The 24854-nt window shown below is 39.7% G+C and carries 24 protein-coding genes; 20 read left to right on the forward strand and 4 right to left on the reverse strand.

Annotated features, from left to right (window positions below):
- The first annotated feature begins 24 nt into the window (after positions 1-24).
- From F7732_RS13345 to F7732_RS13390, 10 genes are all read left to right on the forward strand, one after another.
- Positions 25-1656, forward strand: a complete 1632-nt coding sequence (locus F7732_RS13345) for a pyridoxal phosphate-dependent decarboxylase family protein (RefSeq protein WP_151574888.1) — start codon at positions 25-27, stop codon at positions 1654-1656.
- A gap of 247 nt (positions 1657-1903) precedes the next feature.
- The gene (gene gatC, locus F7732_RS13350; protein WP_151574545.1) at positions 1904-2200 is read left to right on the forward strand and encodes an Asp-tRNA(Asn)/Glu-tRNA(Gln) amidotransferase subunit GatC; all 297 of its coding nucleotides are present in this window, start codon (positions 1904-1906) and stop codon (positions 2198-2200) included.
- Positions 2201-2250: 50 nt separating this feature from the next.
- Entirely contained in the window at positions 2251-3711 is a 1461-nt protein-coding gene (gene gatA, locus F7732_RS13355) for an Asp-tRNA(Asn)/Glu-tRNA(Gln) amidotransferase subunit GatA (RefSeq protein WP_151574546.1), read from the forward strand.
- 12 nt (positions 3712-3723) lie between these two features.
- Positions 3724-5151: an Asp-tRNA(Asn)/Glu-tRNA(Gln) amidotransferase subunit GatB gene (gatB, locus tag F7732_RS13360; protein ID WP_151574547.1), complete on the forward strand. Its 1428-nt coding sequence runs from the start codon at positions 3724-3726 to the stop codon at positions 5149-5151.
- Between the two features lie 464 nt (positions 5152-5615).
- On the forward strand, positions 5616-6644 hold the full coding sequence (locus F7732_RS13365; protein ID WP_240056623.1) for a LytTR family transcriptional regulator DNA-binding domain-containing protein: 1029 nt from the start codon (positions 5616-5618) through the stop codon (positions 6642-6644).
- Positions 6645-6768: 124 nt separating this feature from the next.
- Positions 6769-7617 (forward strand): ABC transporter ATP-binding protein, encoded by an 849-nt coding sequence (locus F7732_RS13370; protein WP_151574549.1) that lies wholly within the window; start codon positions 6769-6771, stop codon positions 7615-7617.
- Positions 7614-8321, forward strand: a complete 708-nt coding sequence (locus tag F7732_RS13375; RefSeq protein WP_151574550.1) for an ABC transporter permease — start codon at positions 7614-7616, stop codon at positions 8319-8321. Before F7732_RS13370 ends, F7732_RS13375 begins: the two co-directional genes overlap by 4 nt.
- 78 nt (positions 8322-8399) lie before the next feature.
- Positions 8400-8951: a thioredoxin family protein gene (locus F7732_RS13380; protein WP_151574551.1), complete on the forward strand. Its 552-nt coding sequence runs from the start codon at positions 8400-8402 to the stop codon at positions 8949-8951.
- A gap of 92 nt (positions 8952-9043) precedes the next feature.
- On the forward strand, positions 9044-10105 hold the full coding sequence (locus F7732_RS13385; protein ID WP_151574552.1) for an NAD(P)H-dependent flavin oxidoreductase: 1062 nt from the start codon (positions 9044-9046) through the stop codon (positions 10103-10105).
- A 181-nt stretch (positions 10106-10286) separates the two neighbouring features.
- The gene (locus F7732_RS13390) at positions 10287-11348 is read left to right on the forward strand and encodes a saccharopine dehydrogenase NADP-binding domain-containing protein (protein ID WP_151574553.1); all 1062 of its coding nucleotides are present in this window, start codon (positions 10287-10289) and stop codon (positions 11346-11348) included.
- Between the two features lie 129 nt (positions 11349-11477).
- Here the strand turns inward: F7732_RS13390 and F7732_RS13395 are convergent, their stop codons facing one another.
- A complete protein-coding gene (locus F7732_RS13395; protein ID WP_151574554.1) occupies positions 11478-12410 on the reverse strand; it encodes a manganese-dependent inorganic pyrophosphatase in 933 nt (310 codons plus the stop codon).
- Positions 12411-12558: 148 nt separating this feature from the next.
- On the opposite strand from F7732_RS13395, the gene F7732_RS13400 reads away from it, so the two are divergent.
- The 3 genes from F7732_RS13400 (at position 12559) to F7732_RS13410 (ending at position 14912) form a co-directional block, all read left to right on the forward strand.
- Positions 12559-13311, forward strand: coding sequence for a metallophosphoesterase family protein (locus F7732_RS13400; RefSeq protein ID WP_151574555.1), 753 nt, complete (start codon positions 12559-12561; stop codon positions 13309-13311).
- A 12-nt stretch (positions 13312-13323) separates the two neighbouring features.
- The gene (locus F7732_RS13405; protein ID WP_151574556.1) at positions 13324-14058 is read left to right on the forward strand and encodes a class I SAM-dependent methyltransferase; all 735 of its coding nucleotides are present in this window, start codon (positions 13324-13326) and stop codon (positions 14056-14058) included.
- 455 nt (positions 14059-14513) lie between these two features.
- Complete coding sequence (locus F7732_RS13410; protein WP_151574557.1) at positions 14514-14912, forward strand: DUF2500 domain-containing protein; 399 nt, start codon at positions 14514-14516, stop codon at positions 14910-14912.
- A 38-nt stretch (positions 14913-14950) separates the two neighbouring features.
- Here the strand turns inward: F7732_RS13410 and F7732_RS13415 are convergent, their stop codons facing one another.
- From F7732_RS13415 to F7732_RS13425, 3 genes are read right to left on the reverse strand one after another with little or no spacing between them, the layout of a single operon-like run.
- Positions 14951-15820: a GNAT family N-acetyltransferase gene (locus F7732_RS13415; protein WP_151574558.1), complete on the reverse strand. Its 870-nt coding sequence runs from the start codon at positions 15818-15820 to the stop codon at positions 14951-14953.
- Between the two features lie 35 nt (positions 15821-15855).
- A complete protein-coding gene (gene plsY / locus F7732_RS13420; protein ID WP_151574559.1) occupies positions 15856-16470 on the reverse strand; it encodes a glycerol-3-phosphate 1-O-acyltransferase PlsY in 615 nt (204 codons plus the stop codon).
- Positions 16471-16529: 59 nt separating this feature from the next.
- Entirely contained in the window at positions 16530-17366 is an 837-nt protein-coding gene (locus F7732_RS13425) for a hypothetical protein (RefSeq protein ID WP_151574560.1), read from the reverse strand.
- Between the two features lie 114 nt (positions 17367-17480).
- Here F7732_RS13425 and F7732_RS13430 point away from each other — a divergent pair, with 114 nt between their 5' ends.
- The 7 genes from F7732_RS13430 (at position 17481) to F7732_RS13460 (ending at position 24840) form a co-directional block, all read left to right on the forward strand.
- Positions 17481-18056 carry an RNA polymerase sigma factor gene (locus F7732_RS13430; protein WP_066450271.1) on the forward strand — a complete coding sequence of 192 codons (576 nt, stop codon included), beginning with the start codon at positions 17481-17483 and terminating at the stop codon, positions 18054-18056.
- On the forward strand, positions 18053-18535 hold the full coding sequence (locus F7732_RS13435) for an anti-sigma factor (protein WP_066450270.1): 483 nt from the start codon (positions 18053-18055) through the stop codon (positions 18533-18535). Before F7732_RS13430 ends, F7732_RS13435 begins: the two co-directional genes overlap by 4 nt.
- Positions 18535-19611 carry a hypothetical protein gene (locus tag F7732_RS13440; protein WP_151574561.1) on the forward strand — a complete coding sequence of 359 codons (1077 nt, stop codon included), beginning with the start codon at positions 18535-18537 and terminating at the stop codon, positions 19609-19611. The genes F7732_RS13435 and F7732_RS13440 overlap by 1 nt, the downstream gene beginning before the upstream one ends.
- A gap of 15 nt (positions 19612-19626) precedes the next feature.
- Positions 19627-20541 (forward strand): LiaF transmembrane domain-containing protein, encoded by a 915-nt coding sequence (locus F7732_RS13445; RefSeq protein ID WP_151574562.1) that lies wholly within the window; start codon positions 19627-19629, stop codon positions 20539-20541.
- A gap of 307 nt (positions 20542-20848) precedes the next feature.
- Positions 20849-21784: a diacylglycerol kinase gene (locus F7732_RS13450; RefSeq protein ID WP_066450258.1), complete on the forward strand. Its 936-nt coding sequence runs from the start codon at positions 20849-20851 to the stop codon at positions 21782-21784.
- 262 nt (positions 21785-22046) lie between these two features.
- Positions 22047-23417, forward strand: coding sequence for a 23S rRNA (uracil(1939)-C(5))-methyltransferase RlmD (gene rlmD, locus F7732_RS13455; protein ID WP_151574563.1), 1371 nt, complete (start codon positions 22047-22049; stop codon positions 23415-23417).
- Positions 23418-23814: 397 nt separating this feature from the next.
- Positions 23815-24840, forward strand: coding sequence for a siderophore ABC transporter substrate-binding protein (locus F7732_RS13460; protein ID WP_151574564.1), 1026 nt, complete (start codon positions 23815-23817; stop codon positions 24838-24840).
- Positions 24841-24854: the final 14 nt, after the last annotated feature.

A 24854-nucleotide genomic window follows, 5' to 3' on the forward strand; every position in this document is an offset into this window, starting at 1 on the left:
GGAGGATGAAAGAACATGACAGTAATGGAGCAATTACAGCAATTATTCCCGAGTGCGGATGGCAATCAGCAGCAGCGTGATGAACTGTTGGGGTACTTTCGTAAAGTGCTGACAAGAATGGATGAATTAAAGGATCCTTCTAAGCTGACCCTAGGTGAGATGCCTGATTATAGTGAGGATTATTACAATAAAATCATTCAAGGTTCATTTGTGCCGGAACATGGAGTTTCAGTGGATGAAACCATTGATAAATTGATGGAGCTTGTCGAAGGTCACCGTTTCTTGAATAGCAATTATGTGGCAAACGCAACACCGCTTCCTAACATTGCCAGTATATTAGGGAATCTAGTAATGGTTCTTTTAAACGGAAATAATTTATGGGATGTGGATGGATCGGCAGCTGCGAATGCTGAAGTGCGGATCACAAGTATGCTTTCTAAAATGATTGGCTATGATCAAAACGAAAGCGCAGGCTATACAACCTGGGGCGGACAAGGTGCTGTATTTAACTCGCTGCGCTTAAGCGTAGCACGCAGATTCCCAGAGTCAAATAAGAACGGAATCCCTAATAACCTTTATTGTTTTTGCTCGGAACTGTCTCACTTCAGTTTGTATAAGTCGGCAGAAGCAACTGGCATCGGTGTGGATCATATGATTCGGGTGAAAGTAAATGACGATCATTCTATGAATCTGGAAGATTTAAAAGAGAAAATGGAAATGGTTATTGAAAAGGGCGGAATACCTGTTTATGTATTAGCTACACTGGGAACAACAGATACGTTTGGGATTGATGATTTATATGGTATGAAGCAGCTGCTGACAGAAATTGAAGCTGCTTATGATTTAGATTCTATTTATGTGCATGCAGACTCTGCCATGGGCGGGATGTATACGTTCTTTAATGATTATAACTTTAGTGCAAATCCACTGAACTTTGAAGATGATGTGCTCCGCGTCCTGTCTGAGTATCATACGCGTTTCAAACATATGAATCTTGCGGATAGTATGGTCTTTGATTTTCATAAATTAGGACAGACCCCTTATATTACTAGTTTATTTTTAATTAAAGATAGACGCCTGCTGGAGTATGTGGATTTAGATGCGTCTGAAACCCCTTATGTAGGAAATCGCGGATATGGCAGCTATCATACAAGCTATACATTAGAATGCTCCCGGATGGGAAGTTCAATAGCCATTTATGCATCACTTCTGGCTTTTGGCATAGAAGGCTATCAGCAGCTGCTTGCCAATTACTTGAGTGTCAACATTGCTTTCCGTAACAGGCTGCTTGCAGAGTTTCCAAATGCCGCAGTAACAAATGAAGTATCCCCTGTCACAACTTTTAGGTTTTATCCGGAAGCACCGAACTGGAGACAGGAGTTAGCGGGTCATTGTCAAGCGGAAGAGATTCGCGAAGTGAACAATTATAATGAAGAATTTGCAGAATTAATCGGCTTGGATCGAGATGTTATTTTCTTCGGAAACACAAAAAAGCAGCGTTACATTTCGGCAAAGGATTCAGAACAGCGACTTCCTGTTTATGTTCATAAATTCTATACAACTTCTCCTTATTCAACTGTTGAAGAGGTTGATCGGTATATTGAATTTCTTAAGTCACATATGGAAATACATCAGAAAAGCTTAATGCTTGTATAAGATTGAACGCGAGTACATCACTTTTGAGAGGGTGATGTGCTTTTTTTAGATTTTGTGCGGAATTTGGAGAGTATGTTATTGGCAGGTAACTGGACAAGCTTCATTCATAAGGAAAACTCCGTAACAAACAGGAATTTCATGATAAAATAGTTAGGTACAAAAAGGACGGATATTGCTTTAACGCGTGAACGTTTGATATGATCAATAGTAATGTACATACGAATAGAATGTTTTGGAGGTGCAAGAAATGACAAGAATTTCATCAGATCAAGTAAAACATGTAGCCAATTTGGCGAGACTGCAGCTATCGGAAGAAGAAACAGAATCCTTCCGCAATCAGCTTGAGGCGATGATTACGTTTGCTGAGCAGCTTAATGAGCTTGATACAGACGGAGTCGAACCAACTTCACATGTTCTTGATATGAAAAACGTGATGCGGGAGGATGTGGCTAAGCCAGGCTTGCCGCAGACTGAGGTTGTAAAAAATGCTCCAGATCATCAGGATGGCTATATTAAAGTACCGCCTATTATGACTGAAGATTAAAAGGGAATGCACCAGTATGATATAAGATAGAGAGAATTGGAGGGAAACATATGAGCTTATTTGATGATGGAGTAAAAGCATTGCAAGAAAAGCTTCATAGAAAAGAAATTTCCGTCTCTGACCTCGTTTCATATTCTTTTAAAAGAATTTCAGAGGTAGACGATAAAGTTCAGGCTTTTTTAACATTAGATGAGGAAAAGGCGCTTAAAAAAGCAAAGGATTTAGATGCCAAGCTTACAGCAGGAGAAACCAAAGGCATGCTGTTTGGGATGCCAATTGGTGTCAAAGATAACATTGTCACTCGAGGCTTGCGAACAACTTGCGCAAGTAAAATTTTGGACAACTTTGATCCAATTTACGATGCTACGGTTGTGAATAAATTACATAGTGCTGAGACTGTGACGGTTGGAAAGTTAAATATGGATGAATTTGCAATGGGGTCTTCTAACGAAAACTCAGGCTTCAAACCAGTACGCAACCCATGGAATATTGACCATGTTCCTGGCGGTTCTTCTGGTGGATCGGCTGCATCGGTTGCTGCGGGAGAGGTTCTTTTTTCATTGGGATCAGACACAGGCGGTTCCATTAGACAGCCGGCATCCTTTTGTGGAGTGGTCGGTTTAAAGCCTACATATGGACGTGTTTCTCGCTTTGGACTTGTTGCGTTTGCATCTTCCCTTGATCAAATTGGTCCGATTACAAGAAATGTCGAGGACAATGCCTTCTTGCTGCAGGCGATTGCTGGAATTGATCCAATGGATTCTACTTCAGCCAATATTGAAGTGCCAAACTTCTCGGAAGCTCTAACTGGGGATGTAAAGGGACTAAGAATAGCTGTGCCAAAGGAATACTTAGGAGAAGGTGTAACAGAAGAAGTGCGTGCTTCTGTTTTAAAATCCTTAAGTGTTCTTGAAAAATTAGGAGCAACATGGGAAGAGGTTTCACTGCCTCATTCAAAATATGCATTAGCAGCCTATTATCTATTATCGTCTTCTGAAGCATCAGCCAACTTAGCGCGTTTTGACGGAGTACGGTATGGCTATCGAACAGAAAGTCCTGAAAATCTGTTAGAACTATACAAAAAGACACGAGCTGAAGGATTTGGAGACGAAGTAAAACGCAGAATTATGTTAGGTACATTTGCATTAAGCTCAGGCTATTATGATGCTTATTATAAAAAGGCACAAAAGGTGCGGACATTAATTAAACAAGACTTTGAACAAGTGTTTGAAAACTATGATGTCATTATTGGGCCAACAACACCAACACCAGCCTTTAAGCTTGGTGAAAAAGTGGATGATCCGTTAACGATGTACGCAAATGATATATTAACCATTCCAGTGAATCTTGCAGGTGTGCCAGGCATTTCAGTTCCGTGCGGATTATCAAGCGATGGCCTGCCGCTGGGACTGCAGATTATTGGGAAACATTTTGATGAGAGTACAATTTATCGTGTTGCTCATGCGTTTGAGCAGGAAACAGATCATCATAAACAAAAACCGGTATTGTAAGGGGGGAACGACATGAACTTTGAAACGGTCATAGGACTAGAGGTACACGTTGAGTTAAAAACAGACTCAAAGATTTTTTCATCAAGCCCAAACCATTTTGGTGCTGATCCAAATACAAATACAACGGTCATTGACTTAGGTTATCCAGGTGTGCTGCCTGTTGTGAATAAAAAAGTAATCGATTATGGCATGAAGGCTGCGATGGCATTAAACTGTGAAATTGCACCAGTCACGAAATTTGACCGCAAGAACTATTTTTATCCAGATAATCCGAAGGCTTACCAAATCTCTCAGTTTGATAAGCCAATTGGGGAGAATGGCTGGGTCGAAATTGAAGTGGACGGCTATAAAAAGAAGATTGGCATTACGCGTATTCACTTAGAAGAGGATGCAGGGAAGCTTACACATGGAAAAGGGTACTCCCTAGTTGATTATAACCGTCAAGGAACTCCGCTGATTGAAATCGTATCGGAGCCGGATATACGTACGCCAAATGAAGCATATGCCTACTTAGAAAAATTAAAATCCATTGTTCAATACACTGGAGTGTCTGATTGTAAGATGGAAGAAGGCTCTCTCCGCTGTGATGCTAATATATCCTTGCGTCCTGTTGGACAAGAGGAGTTTGGAACGAAGACAGAGCTGAAAAACCTAAATTCATTTAACTTTGTGCGCAGAGGACTTGAATTTGAAGAAAAGCGCCAGGCAGAGGTTTTAAGCGGCGGCGGTATAATTGAACAGGAAACAAGAAGGTTCGATGAATCAACAGGTGCAACATTGCTGATGCGTGTAAAAGAAGGATCAGATGATTATCGCTATTTCCCAGAGCCTGATCTTCTGGACATTCATATTGATGATGAGTGGAAGGAAAGAATTAAAGCTGAAATTCCAGAACTTCCGGATGCCAGACAAAAGCGTTATATTGAGCAATTTGGCCTGCCGGTTTACGATGCTGCTGTATTGACGGTTACAAAGGAAACGGCAGATTTCTTTGAGGGTGCTGTAGAAGCGGGTGCAGAGGCAAAACAAGCATCTAACTGGGTGATGGGCGAACTTTCGGCATATTTAAACGCAGAACAAAAAGAACTACATGAGACAAAGCTTTCACCAGAAGGTCTTGCTGGAATGATTAAGCTGATCGAAGATGGAACAATTTCTTCGAAAATGGCAAAAACTGTATTTAAAGAACTGGTCGAGAACGGCGGAACGGCTCAGCAAATCGTTAAAGACAAAGGTCTTGTACAAATTTCAGATGAATCTGCGCTGCTGAAGATTATTTCCGATACTTTGGACAATAACCCGCAGTCTATTGAGGACTATAAGAATGGAAAACAAAAAGCAGTAGGCTTCCTTGTTGGCCAAATGATGAAGGCAACGAAGGGACAAGCAAACCCACAGCTTTTGAACAAGCTACTAATGCAGGAAATACAAAAAAGGTAAAAAGAAAAGCGCAGGCGGCTTGCCCAGCCGCGACAAGCATAAGGCGAGCCGGGCGGAAGGTTGTTTTTTAACCTTCTGAACGGATTGACTTATGACCTCGAGCGGCTAGCCGCTGGAGCTAGACAATAGAAAAGCGGATGGCGCTTGCCCAGGGACGACAAGCTTAAGACAAGATGGCATAAAGGTTGCCCTTTAACCTTTAGGACAGATTGGCTTAAGACCTCGAGTCCCTAGCGCCAGGAGCTAGACAAAAGAAAAGCGGAGGGCGTTTGTCTTCTAACCTAAACGGCTGCCAATGAATTGGCAGCCGTTTTCGCTATAGCTTGTCTGTATATTTCGACATGTTTTCTTTTTATTTCCCAGGAAAAGATGATTATTCTCAAAATTAGACAAGTTTTCCCATGGTAAATTCATGTATAATGATCAAAGATACTAGATATATAGCAGAAAAAGGCGGTAGGAACGTGACAATTTTATCATTTAACAATATTGAAAAACATGATGGCCATACGATTGTATTTCCCTCTTTTCAGCTTTCCATTGAATCTGGAGAAATTGTTGGTCTGATGACGAGCATAAATGTGAGAACTGTTCTTCTTGAAATGTTAAGAAGAAAGATACCCGTTCCTGATCAGGCTATAGCTATCGATGGGAAAAGTATTCAGCAGCTGGGGAAGAGTTACTATCAGCGAGTAGGTATACTGTCTATTGATGATGGACTTTACGAGCGCCTAACGGTTAAGGAAAGTCTGTTGTTTTATCATAGACTATTCGATTCTAAACTGCCGATAGACGGAATTCTTCAACTAACCCAGCTTGAGGCAAAAAGAAATGTCCGAATTAGCAAGCTGACATTCTCAGAAAAAAGAAGAGTCCATTATGCTCAGTTGCTTCTAAGCAATCCTGATATTTATATATTGGAGGAAGCGGATCAAAATGTTGACCTGGAGACAAAGCGAGTTTTAATGAAGGTAGTACAGGAACTGCAAAAAAACAAAAAGGCGGTTTTTGTGCTGACGAGTAATATGGACAGTGCTCTCGCTGTTACAAACACGATTTATCGGCTGGATGAACATGGATTACATAAGCTGGACGTTATGCCGCAGGAAATGGAACCGGAAGATGCGGCAGTCGAAGAGGAACCAATTGTACAGCCGGTTCGCTTTGAAAAAATACCAACTAAAGTGAATGAAAAGATCATTCTATTTGATCCGCCTGAGATTGATTATATTGAAAGCAGTGAAGGAAGCTCACAGCTATACATAAAAGGTGACATGTATCAAAGCATGTTTACGTTAAATGAATTGGAACAAAGACTTCTTCCTTATGGATTTTATCGCTGTCATCGTTCTTACATTGTTAACCTTCAAAAAGTTCGGGAGGTTATTACCTGGACAAGAAATAGCTATTCACTTGTCCTGCATGATCAGTCATCCATTCCGCTTTCAAAAACAAAAATGGCAGAATTAAAGGAGATGCTTGGGCTTAAATAATGCTCCATTCACCCTTTATATGGTCTATTCAACCTCCAAATTGCTCTTTTCACTGAATATATACTGCATGAATCTGCGGACTGCCATATGATGGAGTCAGCAAAACAAATGCAGGAGGATGACAATGGAAAATATCATTGAGGTTCAATCGTTAGCAAAATTATTTGCCAATCAAACAGCACTTGAGGATGTTTCATTTCAAATTAAGAAAGGTGAAACATTTGGTTTCCTTGGTCCAAGTGGTTCAGGTAAAACAACTACTATTAAAATCTTAACAGCTCAAATGGCGCAGACAGATGGGGAAGCATATGTGTTTGGTCGCCCTGCTCATCTTTTGAAGGATCCGGCTCAGCGTGGAAGAATCGGTGTACTGACGGATAACAGCGGATTATATGAACGATTATCAATCTACGATAATTTAAAATTATACTGCGGATTATACAATGTTCCTCATTCCAGAATCGACGAAGTATTAGAAATGGTTAATTTAAAGGATGAGAGAAAGAAAGTTGTTTCGAAGCTCTCAAAAGGGATGACACAGCGTGTGACTTTAGCAAGAGCATTCTTGCACAAACCGGATCTGCTTTTTCTGGATGAACCAACTTCAGCTCTTGATCCAGTCAATTCACGTCATATTTACCGGGGTCTAGATCAATTGAAGGAAAATGGTACAACGATTTTCTTAACAACTCATGATATGAATGAAGCAGAATTGCTTTGTGATCGCGTTGCTTTTTTAAATAAAGGAAAAATCCAGTTAATCGGGACGCCTAAGCAGCTCCGCAAACAATATGCAGATAATACGATATCTGTTGAACTGGATAATGGGCATATTGAAGTGCTGGAAAAAGGTGAAAAAGGGGCACAGCGCATGTATCAATTGATGTCTGAAAATAAAGTTGTTTCTGTTAACTCGAACGAGCCAACACTTGGAGATATATTTGTAGAAATTACAGGGAGGAAGCTATCATGACCTTTTCATTAAAACGTACTTTAGCTATTTTTCAAAAAGATTATAAAGATGTTAGTAAAAATATGTATGTTTCATTTACCGTTATTGTTCCGCTATTAATGGCCTTTCTTTATGGCATGCAGGGTGATATGGGCGTTGACATGGTCTACACTGTAATTAATATGTCATTATCTCTTGTTGGAGCCTATATTCAATGTTCCTTGATTGCTGAAGAAAAAGAGAAAAATACATTGCGCGGACTTATGCTTTCACCTGCTAGTACATTGGAAATCCTGGCTGGTAAAAGCTTGCTGACATTTGTTACAACTATTCTTGTTATCGTATTTTCTGCTATGATCATTGATTACCAGCCAGAGAATATGGTTATTGTAGGTGTTGCGATTGCTTTATCTACTCTTTTCTACATCGGTCTTGGAACTATTTTAGGATTAGTAACAAAGTCTGTGATGGAAGCATCTGTCGTGATCATGCCATTTTTCTTCCTTTTCACCTTCGGTTCATACGCAACTCTCTTAGCAGAGCGCTTCCCTGTGTTGAAGGCGGCAGAATATATGCCGAATACTCAATTGATTGAATTAGCGAAAGAAGTTCAAACTGGAGCGGGCTTTGGTGATATATGGAGTTATCTTGCTGTTATATGTGTATGGATTGCTGCGGTATTTATCTTATCCTACGTTACATTTAAAAAACGAATGATGGATTAATGAAAAATCACGCAATTTGTAATTCTTCCCTTTCCCTTATAAAATAGTGGTATGAAATCAACAAAGGGGCGATAGGGAATGACTTTACAAGAGTGGTTTAATAAGGGACTTACAACAGAAGAGTATCTTGCTGGAATGAACGTGAACAAAGATGAAATGATGGGGATTTACAGCAAATATACTTTATCCTCAGAAGAAAAAGAAAAACTGCAGCCTGTTAAAGATAAAGGGCTTAAAGTAATCGTGCTAACAGAGGACTGGTGTGGAGATGCGATGCTTAACAATCCAGTCCTTCTAAAGATTGCTGAGGAAGTCGGCATAGAAGTTCGCTTCATATTGCGAGATTCTAACTTAGAATTAATGGACCAATACTTAACAAACGGAACATCAAGAGCCATTCCGATCTTCGTATTCCTTAACAATGAAGGAGAAGAAGTGGCTGTTTGGGGACCTCGTGCTCCAAAACTTCAAGAACTTGTTATATCTGAAAGAAGCAAACTGCCAAATGCTGAGGCTGATGACTTTAAGGACGAGCAAGCGGCAATGTATAAGCGTTTAACTGCTTCATACCAAGAAGATGAGAACCATTGGCACACAGTGGCCGACAGTATTATAGAAAAGTTAGTTTAGACTGGCGGGAGATTTCCCCCGGTCTTTTCTCTTGTTATAAATAACTGAATGTTTTGTTAATTTTTTTATAATTCTTATAAGGAGCTGTACCAATGAGCCGGTATAGAAATCAATTGACAGAACTTCTCCAAATCCGTTATCCCATTTTACAGGCGGGAATGGCAGGAGGGGTGACGACAGATCACCTTGTAGGCGCTGTTTCTGAATTTGGCGGTCTTGGTCAGATCGGAGCAGGATATATGCAGCCGGAAGAGATCACTCTAATGATAAATAGGGTTAGAGAACGGACAGCCAAACCATTTGCTGTGAATTTATTTGTAATGGATAATTTCCCGATTCCTTCCATTGAAGAACTGAAATTGGCAGCGGCAGAACTGGAAACCTTTGAGCCGGAACTAAATGTGGAGCAGTTAAGAAGAAAGATGGAAGTGAACAGCAAGTGGGTGTTTGAAAATCAAGTTGAAGAACTTCTTAAGGAAAAAGTCCCGATCGTTAGCTTTACATTTGGGATTCCAGGGAAAGAGATCGTTCGGGAGCTTAAGAAAAATGCTGCTGTATTAATCGGAACCGCAACAACTGTTAAAGATGCATTAAGACTGGAAGCTAGTGGAATGGATGCAATTGTTATTCAAGGAGAAGAAGCGGGCGGGCACCGCGGGACATTTCATGGAGAACAAGATGAATTAATCCCGGTACATGATTTAGTGGCACAGATTGTTCCGAAGCTTCGGATTCCCATTATTGCAGCCGGAGGAATAATGAATGGGGAATCCATTCAGAATGTTTTGGGCTCAGGTGCTCAAGGTGTTCAGCTCGGAACAGCATTTTTAACATGCGAAGAAAGTGGAGCAGCACCTGCTTATAAAGATATATTAATTAATGGAAAGGAAGAAACTGTTTTAACGAGAGCTTTTTCAGGCAAGCTGGCACGTGGCATTCATAATCAATTTATCGCTGAAATGGAAAAAAAACCAGTGTTGCCCTTTCCCTATCAAAATACACTCACTGGGAACTTAAGAAAAAAAGCTGCTGAGCAAGGAAATGCCCAGTCTATGTCTCTATGGGCAGGTGTGAATTATCAGATGGCAGAGAGGCAGACGGTTGGAAATTTAATGGAGAATATAGTTGGAAGCATGAAAAATAATCTTATCTAATTAAGAAGTTGATATATGAATCCACTTATTATAGTAGCTATCTTTTTACCAGCTGCTAGGATCATTCTAATTCTCATAATTTTTCAAAGTGCAAATCAAAAAGAGGAATAGTTAAGTTAACAGTTTCCTGTAAATAATGGAGTGCTAGTATAATAATGTAGAGGGAGCAGGCTGCATACTAATGAAAAACATTATGGTAGTTGGGGCATCTGGAGCTCTTGGCAGATTAGTCTGCAATGAATTGCAACGGTTATTTGATAATCAAATCAAGTTAATCGTAACCGATTATAAAATGGAACGAGGCAAAAGATTAGCAGACTCTTTTAACAGTGACACTCAATTTAGATACTTAAATGTGGATGACGTTGACAATGTAAAGCAAGTGATTAAGGACGTTGATCTTGTAGTCGTTATTTTAAAGCAGAAAATACCTGCCATTCAAAAGGCATGCATTGAAAATAAAATAATATGTATTGATGTAACACCATTTTATGACTTTGCTGAGAAAGTAATGGACCTCGATCAGGGTGCAATAAGAAATAATATAGGCTCTGTCATTATGTCTGGTTTTTTTCCTGGATTATCAGGTTTAATGATTAAAAAAGCGATTATGGATTTTCAAGAAGTTACAGAGGTAAACATGGCATTATTGCAAAATACGAACGCTAGTGTAGGAGTAACTGGAATAGTAGATATGCTTAATATCATCTCTCAGCCGGTTACATTTCATAATGAAATTGAACCTGGATTTACTAAAAAAAGAAAAATGCATTTTGTGAATCACTCAAAAGGGAAGAGAGTAAGATTAATTGATCATTCAGAGATACGATTGATACATGATAAGTTAATAAATGTACAACTGTATTATTGGACATCCTGGAATAATAATATTTTTAATAGTATTGTTTCTTTACTGAATAAGATGGACCTTCTTAAAGTGATGCAGAAGGCTGATAAAAAGCTGCTGTCTAAAACCGTAAAACATAATCCTAATAAAGATGAAACTGCTTATCTCACTGTTGAGGTGAAAGGCATTGCTGGTGGAATGAAGAGAACGAAAATCATATCAGCAGCTGCTTCCTCTGATTACTTCACTACAGCAATGGTTACAGCAGCAATAGCTAAGATTTCTCTTCATAAGAATGTAATAGGGGTTGTTTGTCCTTTTGAAATAACGAACTTAGATGAAATAATATCGATTATGAAAAGTTCAGATTTAATAATAGAGGAATTTGTCATGTAAGCTGTATTCGTAAAATGAGATATTGCCGCTTGCCGAATGACACTGCTCATTACAGAAATATTGCTATGTACATAAATAATCTCCTATCAAAAAACATCCCGCATTAGTTTGCGGGATGTTTTTCTACTATTATTTCGCTGCCAATACATTCGTCAAAGGCGGAACAATCTGCTTCTTACGGGAAACAACACCTTTTAACACAGCTTTATTGTTCACAAGACTTACGCCAAATGCTTCTGCAACGGCAGGGCTTTGGTTTCCGAGTGCAAGTGCAACAGAATCATTGTTTAAGATGTCTGTTACAACAAGAAGGAATAAGTCCAGGTTTTTAGATTCGACAATAAGTGAAATGGATTCTTCAAGTTCAGCTTGGCGGCTGATGACGTCGTTTACATCAACAGCGTTTACTTGCGCCACTTCAGTTTTATAGCTGCCCATTTGGAATTCTTTCGCATCAATTGTCAGCAGGTCTTCGATTGTTTTATCGCTTAGGTCTGCACCAGCTTTTAACATTTCAAGACCATATGCTTCAGGATTAACTCCAGCAATCTCAGCAAGTTCTTTTGCTGCTGCTACATCCTGGTCTGTACATGTTGGAGATTTAAACAGCAGGGAATCTGAGATAATTGCTGATAGCATTAAACCGGCCATTTCCTTTGTGATTTCAATGCTGTTTTCTTTGTAGATTTTCTTCAGAATCGTTGCAGTACAGCCAACAGGCTCAGCACGATAGTATAGAGGATCGCTTGTCTCAAAGTTTGCAATACGGTGATGATCAATAACTTCAAGGATTTTCACATCTTTAATATCGTTGGCACTTTGCTGAAACTCATTATGGTCAACAAGGATGACTTCCTCTGCTTCAGATGCTACAGCTGTTACTAGACGAGGGGCATCTACGTTGAAGTAGTTTAAAGCATACTGTGTTTCTGCGTTTACTTCGCCTAAACGGATTGCTTCGGCATTCATGCCTAGTTTGTTTTTTAATTCTGCATATACAAGCGCTGAACAAATTGTGTCTGTGTCAGGGTTTTTGTGTCCAAATACAAGAACTTTTGACATAACTCTTCTCCTTAATATTAAAAGAATCAGGCATCACTTGCCCTACCCGTTATTTTAACATATATTTTTTATAATCAAAATCAGCATGCTAAAATTAAAGGAAAAGCTTTCCTGCATAGAGAATGAAATGGATAAAAGGGGGATCACGATGGATAAAATTGCAGTAATATCAGATATCCACGGTAATCTTACGGCACTTGAAGCGGTTTTAAAGGATATTGAAAGAAGAGATATTCAGACGATCCTATGCTTAGGTGATCTAATTGGAAAAGGGCCGAATTCGAAAAAAGTATTAGAGCTGATTCGTGAAAAATGTGAGGTTGTGGTGCTTGGCAACTGGGATGATTTTATTCGAAAGCCGATTGACTCCTCTGAGATTATCTGGCAGCAGAATCAGCTTGATGAAGGGGATATGGCGTATTTAGGGAGTTTGCCGTACCATTATGATTTTTATATGAGCGGTAAATATGTAAGATTATTTCACGCCTCCGCTAAGAGCGTCTACCATAGGGTATTTCCAATGGGAGCATCACTCGAGGAACTGCAGGATATGTTTGCTGATACAGAATGGATTGTTCCGCTGGAAGACGGTGCAGTTCCTGATGTTGTCGGCTATGGAGATATTCATGCTGCACTTATACAGCCGATCTATCCGCAGCGAATGCTTTTCAATGCAGGAAGTGTTGGAAACTCACTTGATATGAGAGGCGCAGCCTATTGCATCCTGCATGGTATCTATCAATCCAAAGAAGCTGCACCTTTTTCCATAGAGCTTGTTCGGCTTCCATATGATATTGAAAAAGAGTTGCGGATAGCAAAAGAGATGGGACTGCCAGGATTAGAGGCATACGAACTTGAACTGCGTGAATGCAGATATCGAGGGAGACCGAAATCAGAGTAAGGGGGGAGCAATATGGAATACAAGGGATCATCTGTATATGAACATAAAGATTTTTTTGAGAATTATATGAAACGCCGCCATCGCAAAGAGAGTCCGAATATAGTGATTGAACTGCCTGCTCTGCTAAACATGATGGGGAACATCGAAAATCAAAGAATCCTAGATATAGGCTGCGGGGATGCCTCGCTTGGCGAAATGCTTCTTCAAAATAAGGGGAATACATATACAGGTGTGGATGGATCTGAAAGCATGTGCCAGAAAGCTAAAGAGTCACTTGGGAATCATCCTGGCTGCAAAATTTTGCAATCGTCCATAGAAGACTTTGATTTTGAAACGGAAGTCTATGATCTTGTTGTATCACAGCTTGCTCTTCACTATATTGAAGATTTACAAAGTGCAGTTAACCGGATTTTTTCATGCTTAAAGCAGGGAGGACGGTTTATTTTTAGTGTACAGCATCCGCTCCTAACGAGCTCAGCTAAAAGTATGCAAAGCGGTGGACCTCGCTCTGATTGGATCGTTGATGATTACTATCACACTGGGAAAAGAGTTGAACCTTGGATCGGTGCACATGTCGTCAAATATCATCGGACAATGGAAGACTATTTTTCTATTCTTCAGCAGGCTGGGTTTAAGATCAACGGAATGAGTGAAGCCCGTCCGCTTAAAGAGAATTTTGATGAAGAAGCTGAGTATGAGCGACGAATGAGGATTCCGCTGTTTTTGTTATTTTCTTGTGTAAAATAACTATTATAAAAAGAGTGGTTAAAATGGAAAATATCATTCAAAAAGTTGAGAAACGAAATTATGAACTGAAAGAACAAATAGCGGTTGAATCAAATATGCTTTAGCTGCTAGTCTTTTTTTCTGTACTATTTCAAGAGGTTTTCTGGTTAATAAGGTGGATTATTTTATATCTTTTTTGGTAACACATTCTTAAGCGGGTGGGGATACTATTGAATAAAAATCAACCTATGGCAAAGGTTACATGGGCGATCATCGGAGGAATATTTGGTCTCAGTATTGGAGGAATAGCAGGATTCATTGCTTATTATGTCATAACAGATTAACTTTGAAGACTGATTAAAGATACAAGCAAAAGATGTTGTCTTAATTTAAAGATAACATCTTTATAGTGTTTGAAACATTCTGAATCCATAATCGTATATAAATGAATACGAATGTAAAGGAGTGATCATTTGATGGACCCATTCTACGGAGGAGATTCTGTTTTTCAAATTGTTCCTATCATTATTGGCATTATTTTTGTTATTGTTATTGGCGGTTTATTATTTAACATATTTAACGGGATAGGGCAGTGGCGAAAAAATGAACAGTCACCAAGGCTTAGTGTACCGGCAGTCGTGAAATCAAAACGTACTGATGTATCCAGACATGCAAATCATCATGATCATCACCACCATGTCAGCTCATCGACTAGATATTATGTGACATTTGAGTTTGAGAGCGGAGATCGTTCTGAATTCCATCTTTCCGGTAAAGAATATGGCTTGTTGTCTGAAGGAGATCGTGGCGTGTTAGACTTTCAGGGCACAAGATATTTAAGCTTTGAGAGAAATAGATCAGCACAGAATAGTTAAATATAATGGTCACTAAGGAATGACTTAGTGACCGTACTTTAGCTGGATTCGTCCTGTATCAATTGATACCCCTCTAGCTCATGCTCTAATTTAAATCCTGCAGCAAGATAAAGTTTAATAGCAGCACGGTTATCCTCACTGACGCATATGGTGATCTCAGTGATGGAAGGAAAGCTGAACAGACGAAGTAGTGCCGTTTGAATCAGCATTGTACCGTAACCTTTTTTCTGGTGAGCAGGAGAGATGGCGATGTATTCAATACTGCCTTCACCATGTTTGGGATCTGCTTCAAAATATACATAACCAATAAGGGACAAAGAATCTTTGATCAGCAGCAGCTGCCGGTGGTGATCTATATTATTAATGATGTCCGCTGCAGAATAATATGTATTTGGAAATATGTAGGTATGCAGCTGTGAAAAGGCATCTTCATCATTAGGCGTAAAGGGCTGAACAAGAGCGAGATCATCGAATCTTGCTTGATCGCGGGACATTTTTAAGATGGCATAGGTTCCTTTGCTTACTGCTCGCTTAGTATTCAGCCAGCGGATGGCTCTCGTATTTTTTATATTTATAAAAAAATGCAGTTTGTGAATTGCAGCCAGTTTTTCAAATAATGCCTCTGCTATGTGCTCCCAGCTGCGATCTTCTTCTACATGGATAAAAGGTCCCCATACCTCTGCTTCTTCGTTTGAATCATAAATATCCAAACCAATGGCACCAATCAGTTTTTGTTCTTTATACGCACAGACGAACGCTGACTCTGCATTTAGCTCATGAAGTGTATCGAAAATTTCTTCTTTTTCCTGGCCGCAGAAGCCGATATGATTGGAAGGCGTACTATTCAACTGTTCTAAAAAAGCGGCAAGTTCATGCAAATCTCTAGGGTTTTTGTACAGAATGGTCATATGCAAATCTCCTTTATATCTTTGTAAAAACCCGCCTAAATTTTTCTAGGCGGGATTCGATCGTTCTTTAAGCTTTTGTCATTGATTTTTGGCTCCTGTTTGTTAAGGTGATTTCGAATATTAGAGCGATGCAGATAGATAAGGAATAAAAAGAATATAGAAAAGACAAAAACATGTTCCGTGTCAGGGGTGAAAAAAGAATAGATTAATAGTGAAAGTCCAACCGAAAGAGAGCCATAGTAAACATATTTAGTAAAATAAATGACTGCAATAAATGAAATATAGGCAATGAAGAACATTTGAATATCTGCTACAAGCAAGGTGCCGGCAGTGGTGGCAATCGCTTTGCCTCCCCGGAAACCTGCAAAAACAGGAAAGCAATGTCCAACAACCGCAATAAGGCCGGTGTATAGCGGTTCAATATCAGCATTAAAGAGAATCGGCAAAGCTGCCGCTAGTGCTCCTTTTCCAATATCAATCAGCAGCACAGCGATGCCCGCTTTTTTACCGAGCACTCTGATGGAATTGGTTGCACCAGGGTTATTGCTACCATGCTCCCGTATATCAATCTGGAAAAAATACTTCCCTACGAGTAAAGCGGTTGGAATGGAGCCAATTAAGTAAGCTGCTAGTGTAAATAGTAAACTCATATACGCCTCCTTCTAGAATTCTGTACATCATTATATTCCTAGTTGTCCCAATTTATAGCCTAGTTGTTCTGAAAAAAGATCAAATCATTATTTTCCAAAAAGGATCCATACATTTGCTGTAAATAATGTTGTGCCTGCTCTGGCAGCGTCATTTGGTTCTCAAGAAACATCAGCCATTCATCTTCCAATTTCAGTAAACTTTTACCATAGATCGTTTCTATTGTATCAGTTAAATTCTGTTCGTTGTAGATACTCTCGAATTTTTCCATTCCATATGTTTCAATTAAAAAACTGATAAAGGAACCTGCTTGTACATAGGCAATGTGCTGAATGCTATATGCATCTTCCGACGACATATTTGGCCGAAAGAGATCAAAGCTATTTTCCGTGCTTGCCAGAAGGGTGAGAGGATAGACTTTATTATATTGCTTTAAAAATCTCATATGGGAATGGTGGGGAGTGACGTTATTCGTGCCGTATTTTTGCTCAAAATATTCAGCGATCCCCTCTTGTGTAAGAAACCCAGAACTACTATCAAAATTCTTCCCATATCCAAGCAGTATATGGCTTAGTTCATGTACAATTGGGTAGGTATCCGTATTTCCATATAATTTTATCGTGTTTTTAAAACCAGAAGAAACAAGATTTCCTTCTTTTAAAAAGACATGAATCTCAGTTGGGTGGTTATAATCGGTTTTAATAGAAGTAGTAATCTTTTTATAAGCGTTTTGTAAACGAGTCTCAACAGTCTCTACATCACTGGCTGGCAAACACGCTTCGTTTTCAATTTTAAAGACAACCTGTGGAGCTGTCTCTTCATGTGTGGCGATCTCCTGCGGTGAACAGCTGCTGATAAAAAGAAGAATGAATCCCAGTGTAATAAGCCTTTTATACATAAGAACCCCCTTGGATAAAAATGGATGAATCATTTTATCATAGTATTACGATTAAATGTTAAAAAAGTTTTCATTTTTTTGTAGGGATACGTGTGTGTAGCTTCGTCTATTAAAGTGGAAGCTGACAGAAGGGGGGAGAGAGAGATTAGCGACCAAGTTCTTATCCAAAAAGTAAAAAGCGGCAATGATCATGCGTTTCGCCTTCTGGTTGAAAAATATCGCCTAGACGTGTTCCGGACCATCTATGCGGTATTAAGAGACGAGAAAGAGGCGGAGGATGCTGCACAAGAAGTGTTTATGAAGATTTATACCTCTCTCTCCCAATATGAGGATCAAGGCTTTAAAACATGGATAAAAAGAATTGCAGTCAACCATGCAATTGATGTAAAAAGAAAGAAGGACAAAAGGCAGGAAGATTCAATTGAATCTGCAGGCTATGATTTATACGGAGGTCAAAGGGAGCAAGTGGAAACAGAAGTGATCAATCGAGCCCGGCGAAAGCTAGTACTGCAAAGGCTTGACGAGCTTCCTGACAATTACCGTCATGTTATATATGATTTTTATATTCGGGAAAAAACATATCAGCAAATGGCCAAGGAGCAAAATGTGCAGGTGAAAACGATTGAAACAAAGCTTTACCGAGCCCGCATCTGGATGAAAAAGCATTGGAAGGAGGACGATTTTTCATGAAGCACTATTCTTTAGATGAATGGATGAAATATGTGAAAAATGAAGTAGATGATGACACACGCGAAATGTTTGAGGATCATCTATACAGCTGCGACCAATGTCTCGATCTTTATCTTATTGCGGTCGAGGAAGCAGAGGATGAATTGCCTGTTATGGCGGATGAACTGAATTTTACAGATATGGTCATGTCTAAGGTTCAAAACCAATCCCAAGCAATCATTATTCCATTTCCGGAGCAAAAGAAACCGGAAAAGAAAAAAACGGTGCACAAAACGGCGATTTTTCATTATGCTGTGGCGGCGGCGATGACGATTTTATTAATGACAACAGGTGTGTTCCAGTCGCTTACCCAATATGCAGAAGGTGTACAAAATACGAATTTCCAAGAGAAAAAGAATTCTGTTACAGAAGGACTAGTGGATAAAACCTTCGCTTGGATGGATTCTCTTGAGAGTAATAATAAGGAGGAAGGCAAATAATGAAAAATCCCATTATCGCATTTTTGTTAGGATTTTTCCCTGGCGGAGGCTTGCTGTATTTAGGAAAGGTACTGCGGGGATTAGGTTATATGTTTACGGAGTTTATTCTGATTGCGATCGTGTTATTTTTGGTTGCAAGTGGTTCCGGTGCTGTGGGTCTTGCCATATTTATCGTAATTGCAGGAGTCTTTTTATATATTGTCAGTTTGGTCGATACGGCCATAACCGCATCTAAGCTGCTTCAAAATAATACGTCTATTCAGCTGCAGGAGCAGAAGTCATCTGAAATGGAATATGAGCGTTTCAGGACCATCATGTTATCTTTTATCCCTGGTGTCGGGCATTTTCATCTTGGTTTGATGAACCGGGGGCTAACACTGCTTGCTGCCTTTCTGGGGCTTGGCATTATGGTTTTATTTGTTGCCTTTTTGACAGGCAGAAGTGAGTTTTTAATTTTCCTGCTATTGTTCCCAGTCATTTGGGTCTATGGCTTTTTTGACGCAATCGGGCAGCTGAACAAAAAACAGCAAGGAATAGAACTGATTGACCGCACGATTTTAGAAGACTTTGAAGTGCGCCGTGAAGAGGGAAAGAAAAGCAAGTCAATCGCCACCTTTTTATCCATCTTCCCTGGTGCCGGCCATTTATATTTAGGTCTGCAAAAAAGAGGCGTTCAGCTGATGGCGGCGTTTCTGTTTTCTGTCTATATCCTGGATGTGCTCCGGCTTGGCATATTCCTTTTTCTCATCCCGATCATTTGGTTTTATAGCTTCTTTGATGGCCTGCAAAAAGCCTCTCGATATGGAGAAGAGGAACTTGAAGATGTACCGATTATTTCCTACTTTATCAATCATCAGAGGTGGATTGGCATTGGGCTAGTTGTTGTCGGGCTCTATTACATGACTACCAATATTCTGCTGCCGATCGTGGCACCAATGATTTATGACTTTAACATTTGGTATGTGTTCAACCAATACTTCCAAACGGCTGTTGTCTGCATTGTGTTAATTGCAGGCGGAATTAAATTGCTTTCCGGCAACTTAGAAAAGAAGAAAAATGAAGATCCCGTTAAATAGAAAGGGGGAAATAGAATGAGGACTTGGAGAGTAGGAACCTTTTCAATGGGAGCTGCTTTGCTCCTGCTTGGCATTTATTTATTATTATCTCAGCTGATGGGGTTTAATATCGAACACATCATGATATCATGGTGGCCGATCATCCTAGTGATTCTTGGTCTTGAAATTTTGCTGTTTTTACTATTCTCACGAAAAGAAAAACCATTTCTAAAATATGATTTTATTAGTATTTTCTTTGTGGCTGTCTTGGGAATGAGCGGAATTGGTTTTGCACTGCTGAGTTCAAGCGGTGTTTTACAAAGTGTCAGCGCGTACATGAATAGCGAAGAAAATACCTATGAAATTGAAAATGTGGAGCAGGCTATAGGAGAAAACGTGAAAAGAGTAGTTGTCAGTACAGGAGGCAATCCAATATCCATTGAAGGAACAGATTTAAATGAAGTTTCAATGTTTGGCACTGTGCATAGCACATTAGCAAATAGTGAAATGTCAAAGATGGATTATGTTTCGTTGAATGAAAAAGGAGATACACTTTATATTAATATAAAGAGAATGCCTGAATATTCGAACGGACCATTTAATCATTACACGAGCATGGATGCAACACTTCTTGTACCTGTAAATCTGCAGCTGGAAGTTGAAGCTGAAGGCAGTTCTGTTACGGTCAAACCCCGCTTGTTAAAGAGTGATTGGACCGTGGACGGAAGTTCGGATTTAAACGTTATGCTGGAAGAAGCAAGTGATGTCAGTTTACTGGCAGACGGTGTGCAGGAATTAGGTGGAAATGAGCAAAAGTGGACAATCACTGATAGAGAAAAAGCGGATTCATACTCTGAACCCGCTTTCGATGCTTCCTTCAAAACAGGAGAAGGAAGCCATACTCTGCAAATCGTAAATGGGTATCGAGTAAGCCTCCATACGATGAAATAGATTGAAACCTTTCTAATAGACATGCCGTATAGAAAAAGAGCGGCCGGCTGGCAGTTTTTTCGAAACTTGGATCATATTTATGTGAACAATAAATTTAGAGTCCATTTGGGATTGGCAGATTACTTTAAAGGCTCGCAAATCAGCAGCTTTTCTTAAAGGCTAAACGTGAAAGCTTGTTTTATATAAGCAAAATGAATAGAATAAATGGTGCTGATTCCAAATACATTGCTATATAGAAGCAGTTTCGTTATGATGTAAAATGATGGAATACGCAAGATAAATAAATCATTATTTTAGGATGATGGGCATGAAAAGAGCAAGAATTATTTACAATCCAACTTCCGGTCGGGAGATTTTTAAAAAACATTTAGCAGAAGTACTGCAAAAGCTGGAGAATGCAGGATATGAAACCTCATGTCATGCAACAACTGGCGAAGGAGATGCAACAAAAGCAGCTCGTCTGGCGGTTGAGCGCCGCTTTGATCTGATTGTCGCTGCAGGCGGCGATGGAACCATCAACGAAGTTGTCAACGGTATAGCTGAACAGGAATTTATTCCTAGACTAGGAATCCTGCCAACAGGGACTACGAACGATTTTGCACGTGCATTGCATATTCCACGCGATATTGAAGCAGCTGCTGACATCATCGCCAAAGGAGATAGCATCCCTGTAGATATCGGCAGAATTAATGATAAATATTTCATTAATATTGCCGGCGGCGGAAGAATTACCGAGCTGACCTATGAGGTCCCAAGCAAGCTCAAAACGATGATCGGCCAGCTTGCATATTACCTAAAAGGAATCGAAATGATCCCTTCGATCCGCTCAACAGAAGTGAGCATTGAGTATGATGGAAAATTGTTTGAAGGAGAAGCTATGCTATTCCTTGTTGGCCTTACTAATTCAGTAGGAGGCTTCGAAAAGCTGGCACCAAACGCTTCAATCAATGACGGTTTGTTTTCACTTCTCATTTTGAAGAAAACAAACCTGGCAGAGTTTATTCGTATTGCTACACTTGCATTAAGAGGCGAGCATGTGAACGATCCTCATGTGATTTATACACAGGCGAATCGCATTAAAGTCCATTCAACCGAAAAAGTACAGCTGAACCTTGATGGCGAATTCGGCGGACTTCTGCCTGCAGAATTTGTTAATTTGTACAGGCATTTAGAAGTGCTGGTTCCAATTGATCAAATTCGCGAAGAAGACCGGCCAGTTGAATTGGAAGAAGGAAAAGAATAAGATGAAAGAAGGGCTTCCAGATGTAGGGGAAAGCTCTTTTTTTATTTAGTAGAAAGAACTTGTATAAATAGGAAATATATAAATGCAAATCAAGATGTAGTGTTTAAAATAGCGCAGGCGGTTATTCTAAAATAGCCAGCAGGAACTGGTAAGTCATCTGGGTTATTATAGGAATGCTGTGATCCGTTTCGTATTCAGGCTGATTATATGGTACAATTTTGCTAGCAATCAGAACGTATTAAGAGAGTAAAGGAAGACATATATGAGCAAAACAATTCCAGTTCAAAAGAATGATTATATACAGGTAGAATTCGAGGATTTGACCCATGACGGTGCAGGTGTCGCTAAGGTAGATGGTTATCCAATCTTTGTTCATGGCGCACTGCCAGGTGAAAAGGCAAATATTAAAGTTATTAAAGTCAACAAAGGCTTTGGGATCGGCCGGCTGGCTGAACTTTTAGAACGAAGCCATTTTCGAGTTGATATTGCTAAGGAGGATAGCCATAAGTATGGAGGCTGTCAGCTTCAGCATATCAGCTATGAAGGTCAGCTTGCATTCAAGGAGAACCAAGTACGTCAAGTACTTACTCGAATTGGGAAGCTTGAAGATGTGAAGGTTCATCCAGTTCTAGGGATGGAGCATCCATGGCATTACCGAAATAAAGCGCAGGTTCCTGTTGGAGAGAAAGACGGGAAACTGATCTCGGGATTCTTTAAACCACGAAGTCATGAAATTATCGAAACGGATGAGAGCTTAATTCAGCTTCCAGAAGTAGATGGAGCAATCCAGATGGTGAAAGAGATCTGCAGTGAGCTTGGCGTGAAGGCTTACAATGAAGAAACACATAAGGGAGATCTGCGTCATATTATGGCTCGCTACGGGAAGGAAACGGGTGAATTGATGGTTGTCATGATCACAAGAACCCCTGATTTCCCCAATAAAAATAAAATTGTCGCTGAAATAGTCAAACGCATCCCAAAAGTGAAATCCATTGTTCACAATATCAACTCCAAACGGACAAATGTGATTTTAGGGGATAAAGTGAAGGTGCTTTGGGGAAGCGAAGTGATCTACGATTATATCGGTGATGTGAAATTTGCCATTTCTGCTTTAAGCTTTTATCAAGTTAATCCTGACCAGACCAAGGTACTCTATGATAAAACCTTAGAATATGCTGGTCTTGCTGGAAATGAAACGGTCATTGATGCATATTGCGGCATCGGAACGATTTCGTTATTCTTGGCACAAAAAGCGAAGAAGGTCTATGGAGTCGAAATTGTCCAAGAAGCCATTGAAGATGCAAAGCGAAATGCTGAGCTAAATGACATTACCAATGCGGATTTTGCTGTTGGAAAGGCTGAAGAAGTCATCCCGAAATGGTACGAGCAAGGAATTAAAGCGGATGTTCTAGTCGTCGACCCGCCACGTAAAGGCTGCGATGAAGCCTTGCTTCAAACCATCATTGAAATGAAACCCCACAAAGTCGTCTACGTCAGCTGCAATCCAGCCACCCTCGCAAGAGATCTCAGAATTCTTGAGGATGGTGGTTACAAAACGCTGGAAGTGCAGCCAGTGGATATGTTTCCGCAGACGACGCATGTTGAATGCGTAGCGTTAATAGAATTAAGATAAGTAACAATGCAAAAAAATCCCAGATTTCCTCAACAGAAATCCGGGATTTTTTGCATTATCAGTCCACCTTTTCCTCCCTCTTTTTCCTTTCAAATCCCACTCAATTCCTTATAACTCCCAGGACAAAAAAACCTTCATCAACCCCTAATTGAAAAAATAAGCACAGTAATTGAGAAAATAAGCCGAATTTAGGGTTGATTTATCTAATAATCTTGTTATATACTTTGATAGAACATTGCAAATGATAATCATTATCAACGTTTTATGATATAGCTGAGCACTATGTTAAACATCTTATTTCATTCAGCAAAAAATAAAACATAGATAGTCCATTTATCATTTCAATAATTTGTTAGTTTTATAAAATTTATAATACATAGGGAAGAAGGTATGAGAAATGGGGAAAATTAAATTAACGATCATTATGGCGATTTTTGTCTTGATGCTGGCGGCTTGTTCAAGTTCAGATACTGCAAATAGTGAGCCTGAGGCAAGTGAACCTGAAACAACTGAGGACGCTGAGTCTGCTGAACCTGAAACAGTTGAAATCACTGATGCTCATGGAACGGTTACAGTTCCTGTCAATCCTAAGAATGTAGTTGCTTTGGATAACAGAACATTTGAAACATTAGAAGCTTGGGATATTGAGTTAGCTGCTGTACCCAAAGCAGTAATGTTAGAAGATTCCCCATATGTAGCGGATGAGAATGTACAGGATATTGGAAATCACCGTGAACCAAACCTTGAAATATTAGCAGCTGCAGATCCTGAGCTTGTTATTGTGGGTCAAAGATTTTCAGGATTCTATGAAGATATCAAAAAATTAGTGCCTAATGCAGCGGTTATTGATTTAAATGTTGACGTTTCTGAGGAAGCTGAAGCACCTGGTGAGAATTTAGTAAATGGTTTTAAAGAAACAACTCTTACATTAGGGAAGATTTTTGATAAAAATGAAGAAGCTGAGCAATTGGCAGCAGATCTTGATACAGCAATTGAAAAAGCGAAGTCTGCTTATAATGGCAGTGATAAAGTGATGAGTGTGATCGTTTCTGGTGGTGCTATCAATTTCTCAGCTCCACATACTGGACGTGTTTGGGGGCCGTTATATGATATCTTTGAATGGACTCCAGCTTTAGAGGTTGATGAAACGACTACAGATCACCAAGGCGATGAAATCTCAGTTGAGGCGATTGCACAAAGCAATCCGGATTGGCTGTTCGTACTAGACCGTGATGCGCCAATCTCTGGTGAAGCAGATAAAGTACCAGCACAAGATGTAATTGATAATTCACCTGCTCTTCAAAATACAACAGCTGTTTCTGAAGGACAGATTGTTTATGCACCAATGGATACTTACTTAAATGAATCAGTGCAAACTTTCATAGAGTTGTTTGAAAGCATTGCTGCTGCTCTAGCAGAGTAGTGTAAAGGAGTTTA

This window comes from Bacillus mesophilum (assembly GCF_008923265.1).
Classification (GTDB): domain Bacteria; phylum Bacillota; class Bacilli; order Bacillales; family Cytobacillaceae; genus Cytobacillus; species Cytobacillus mesophilum.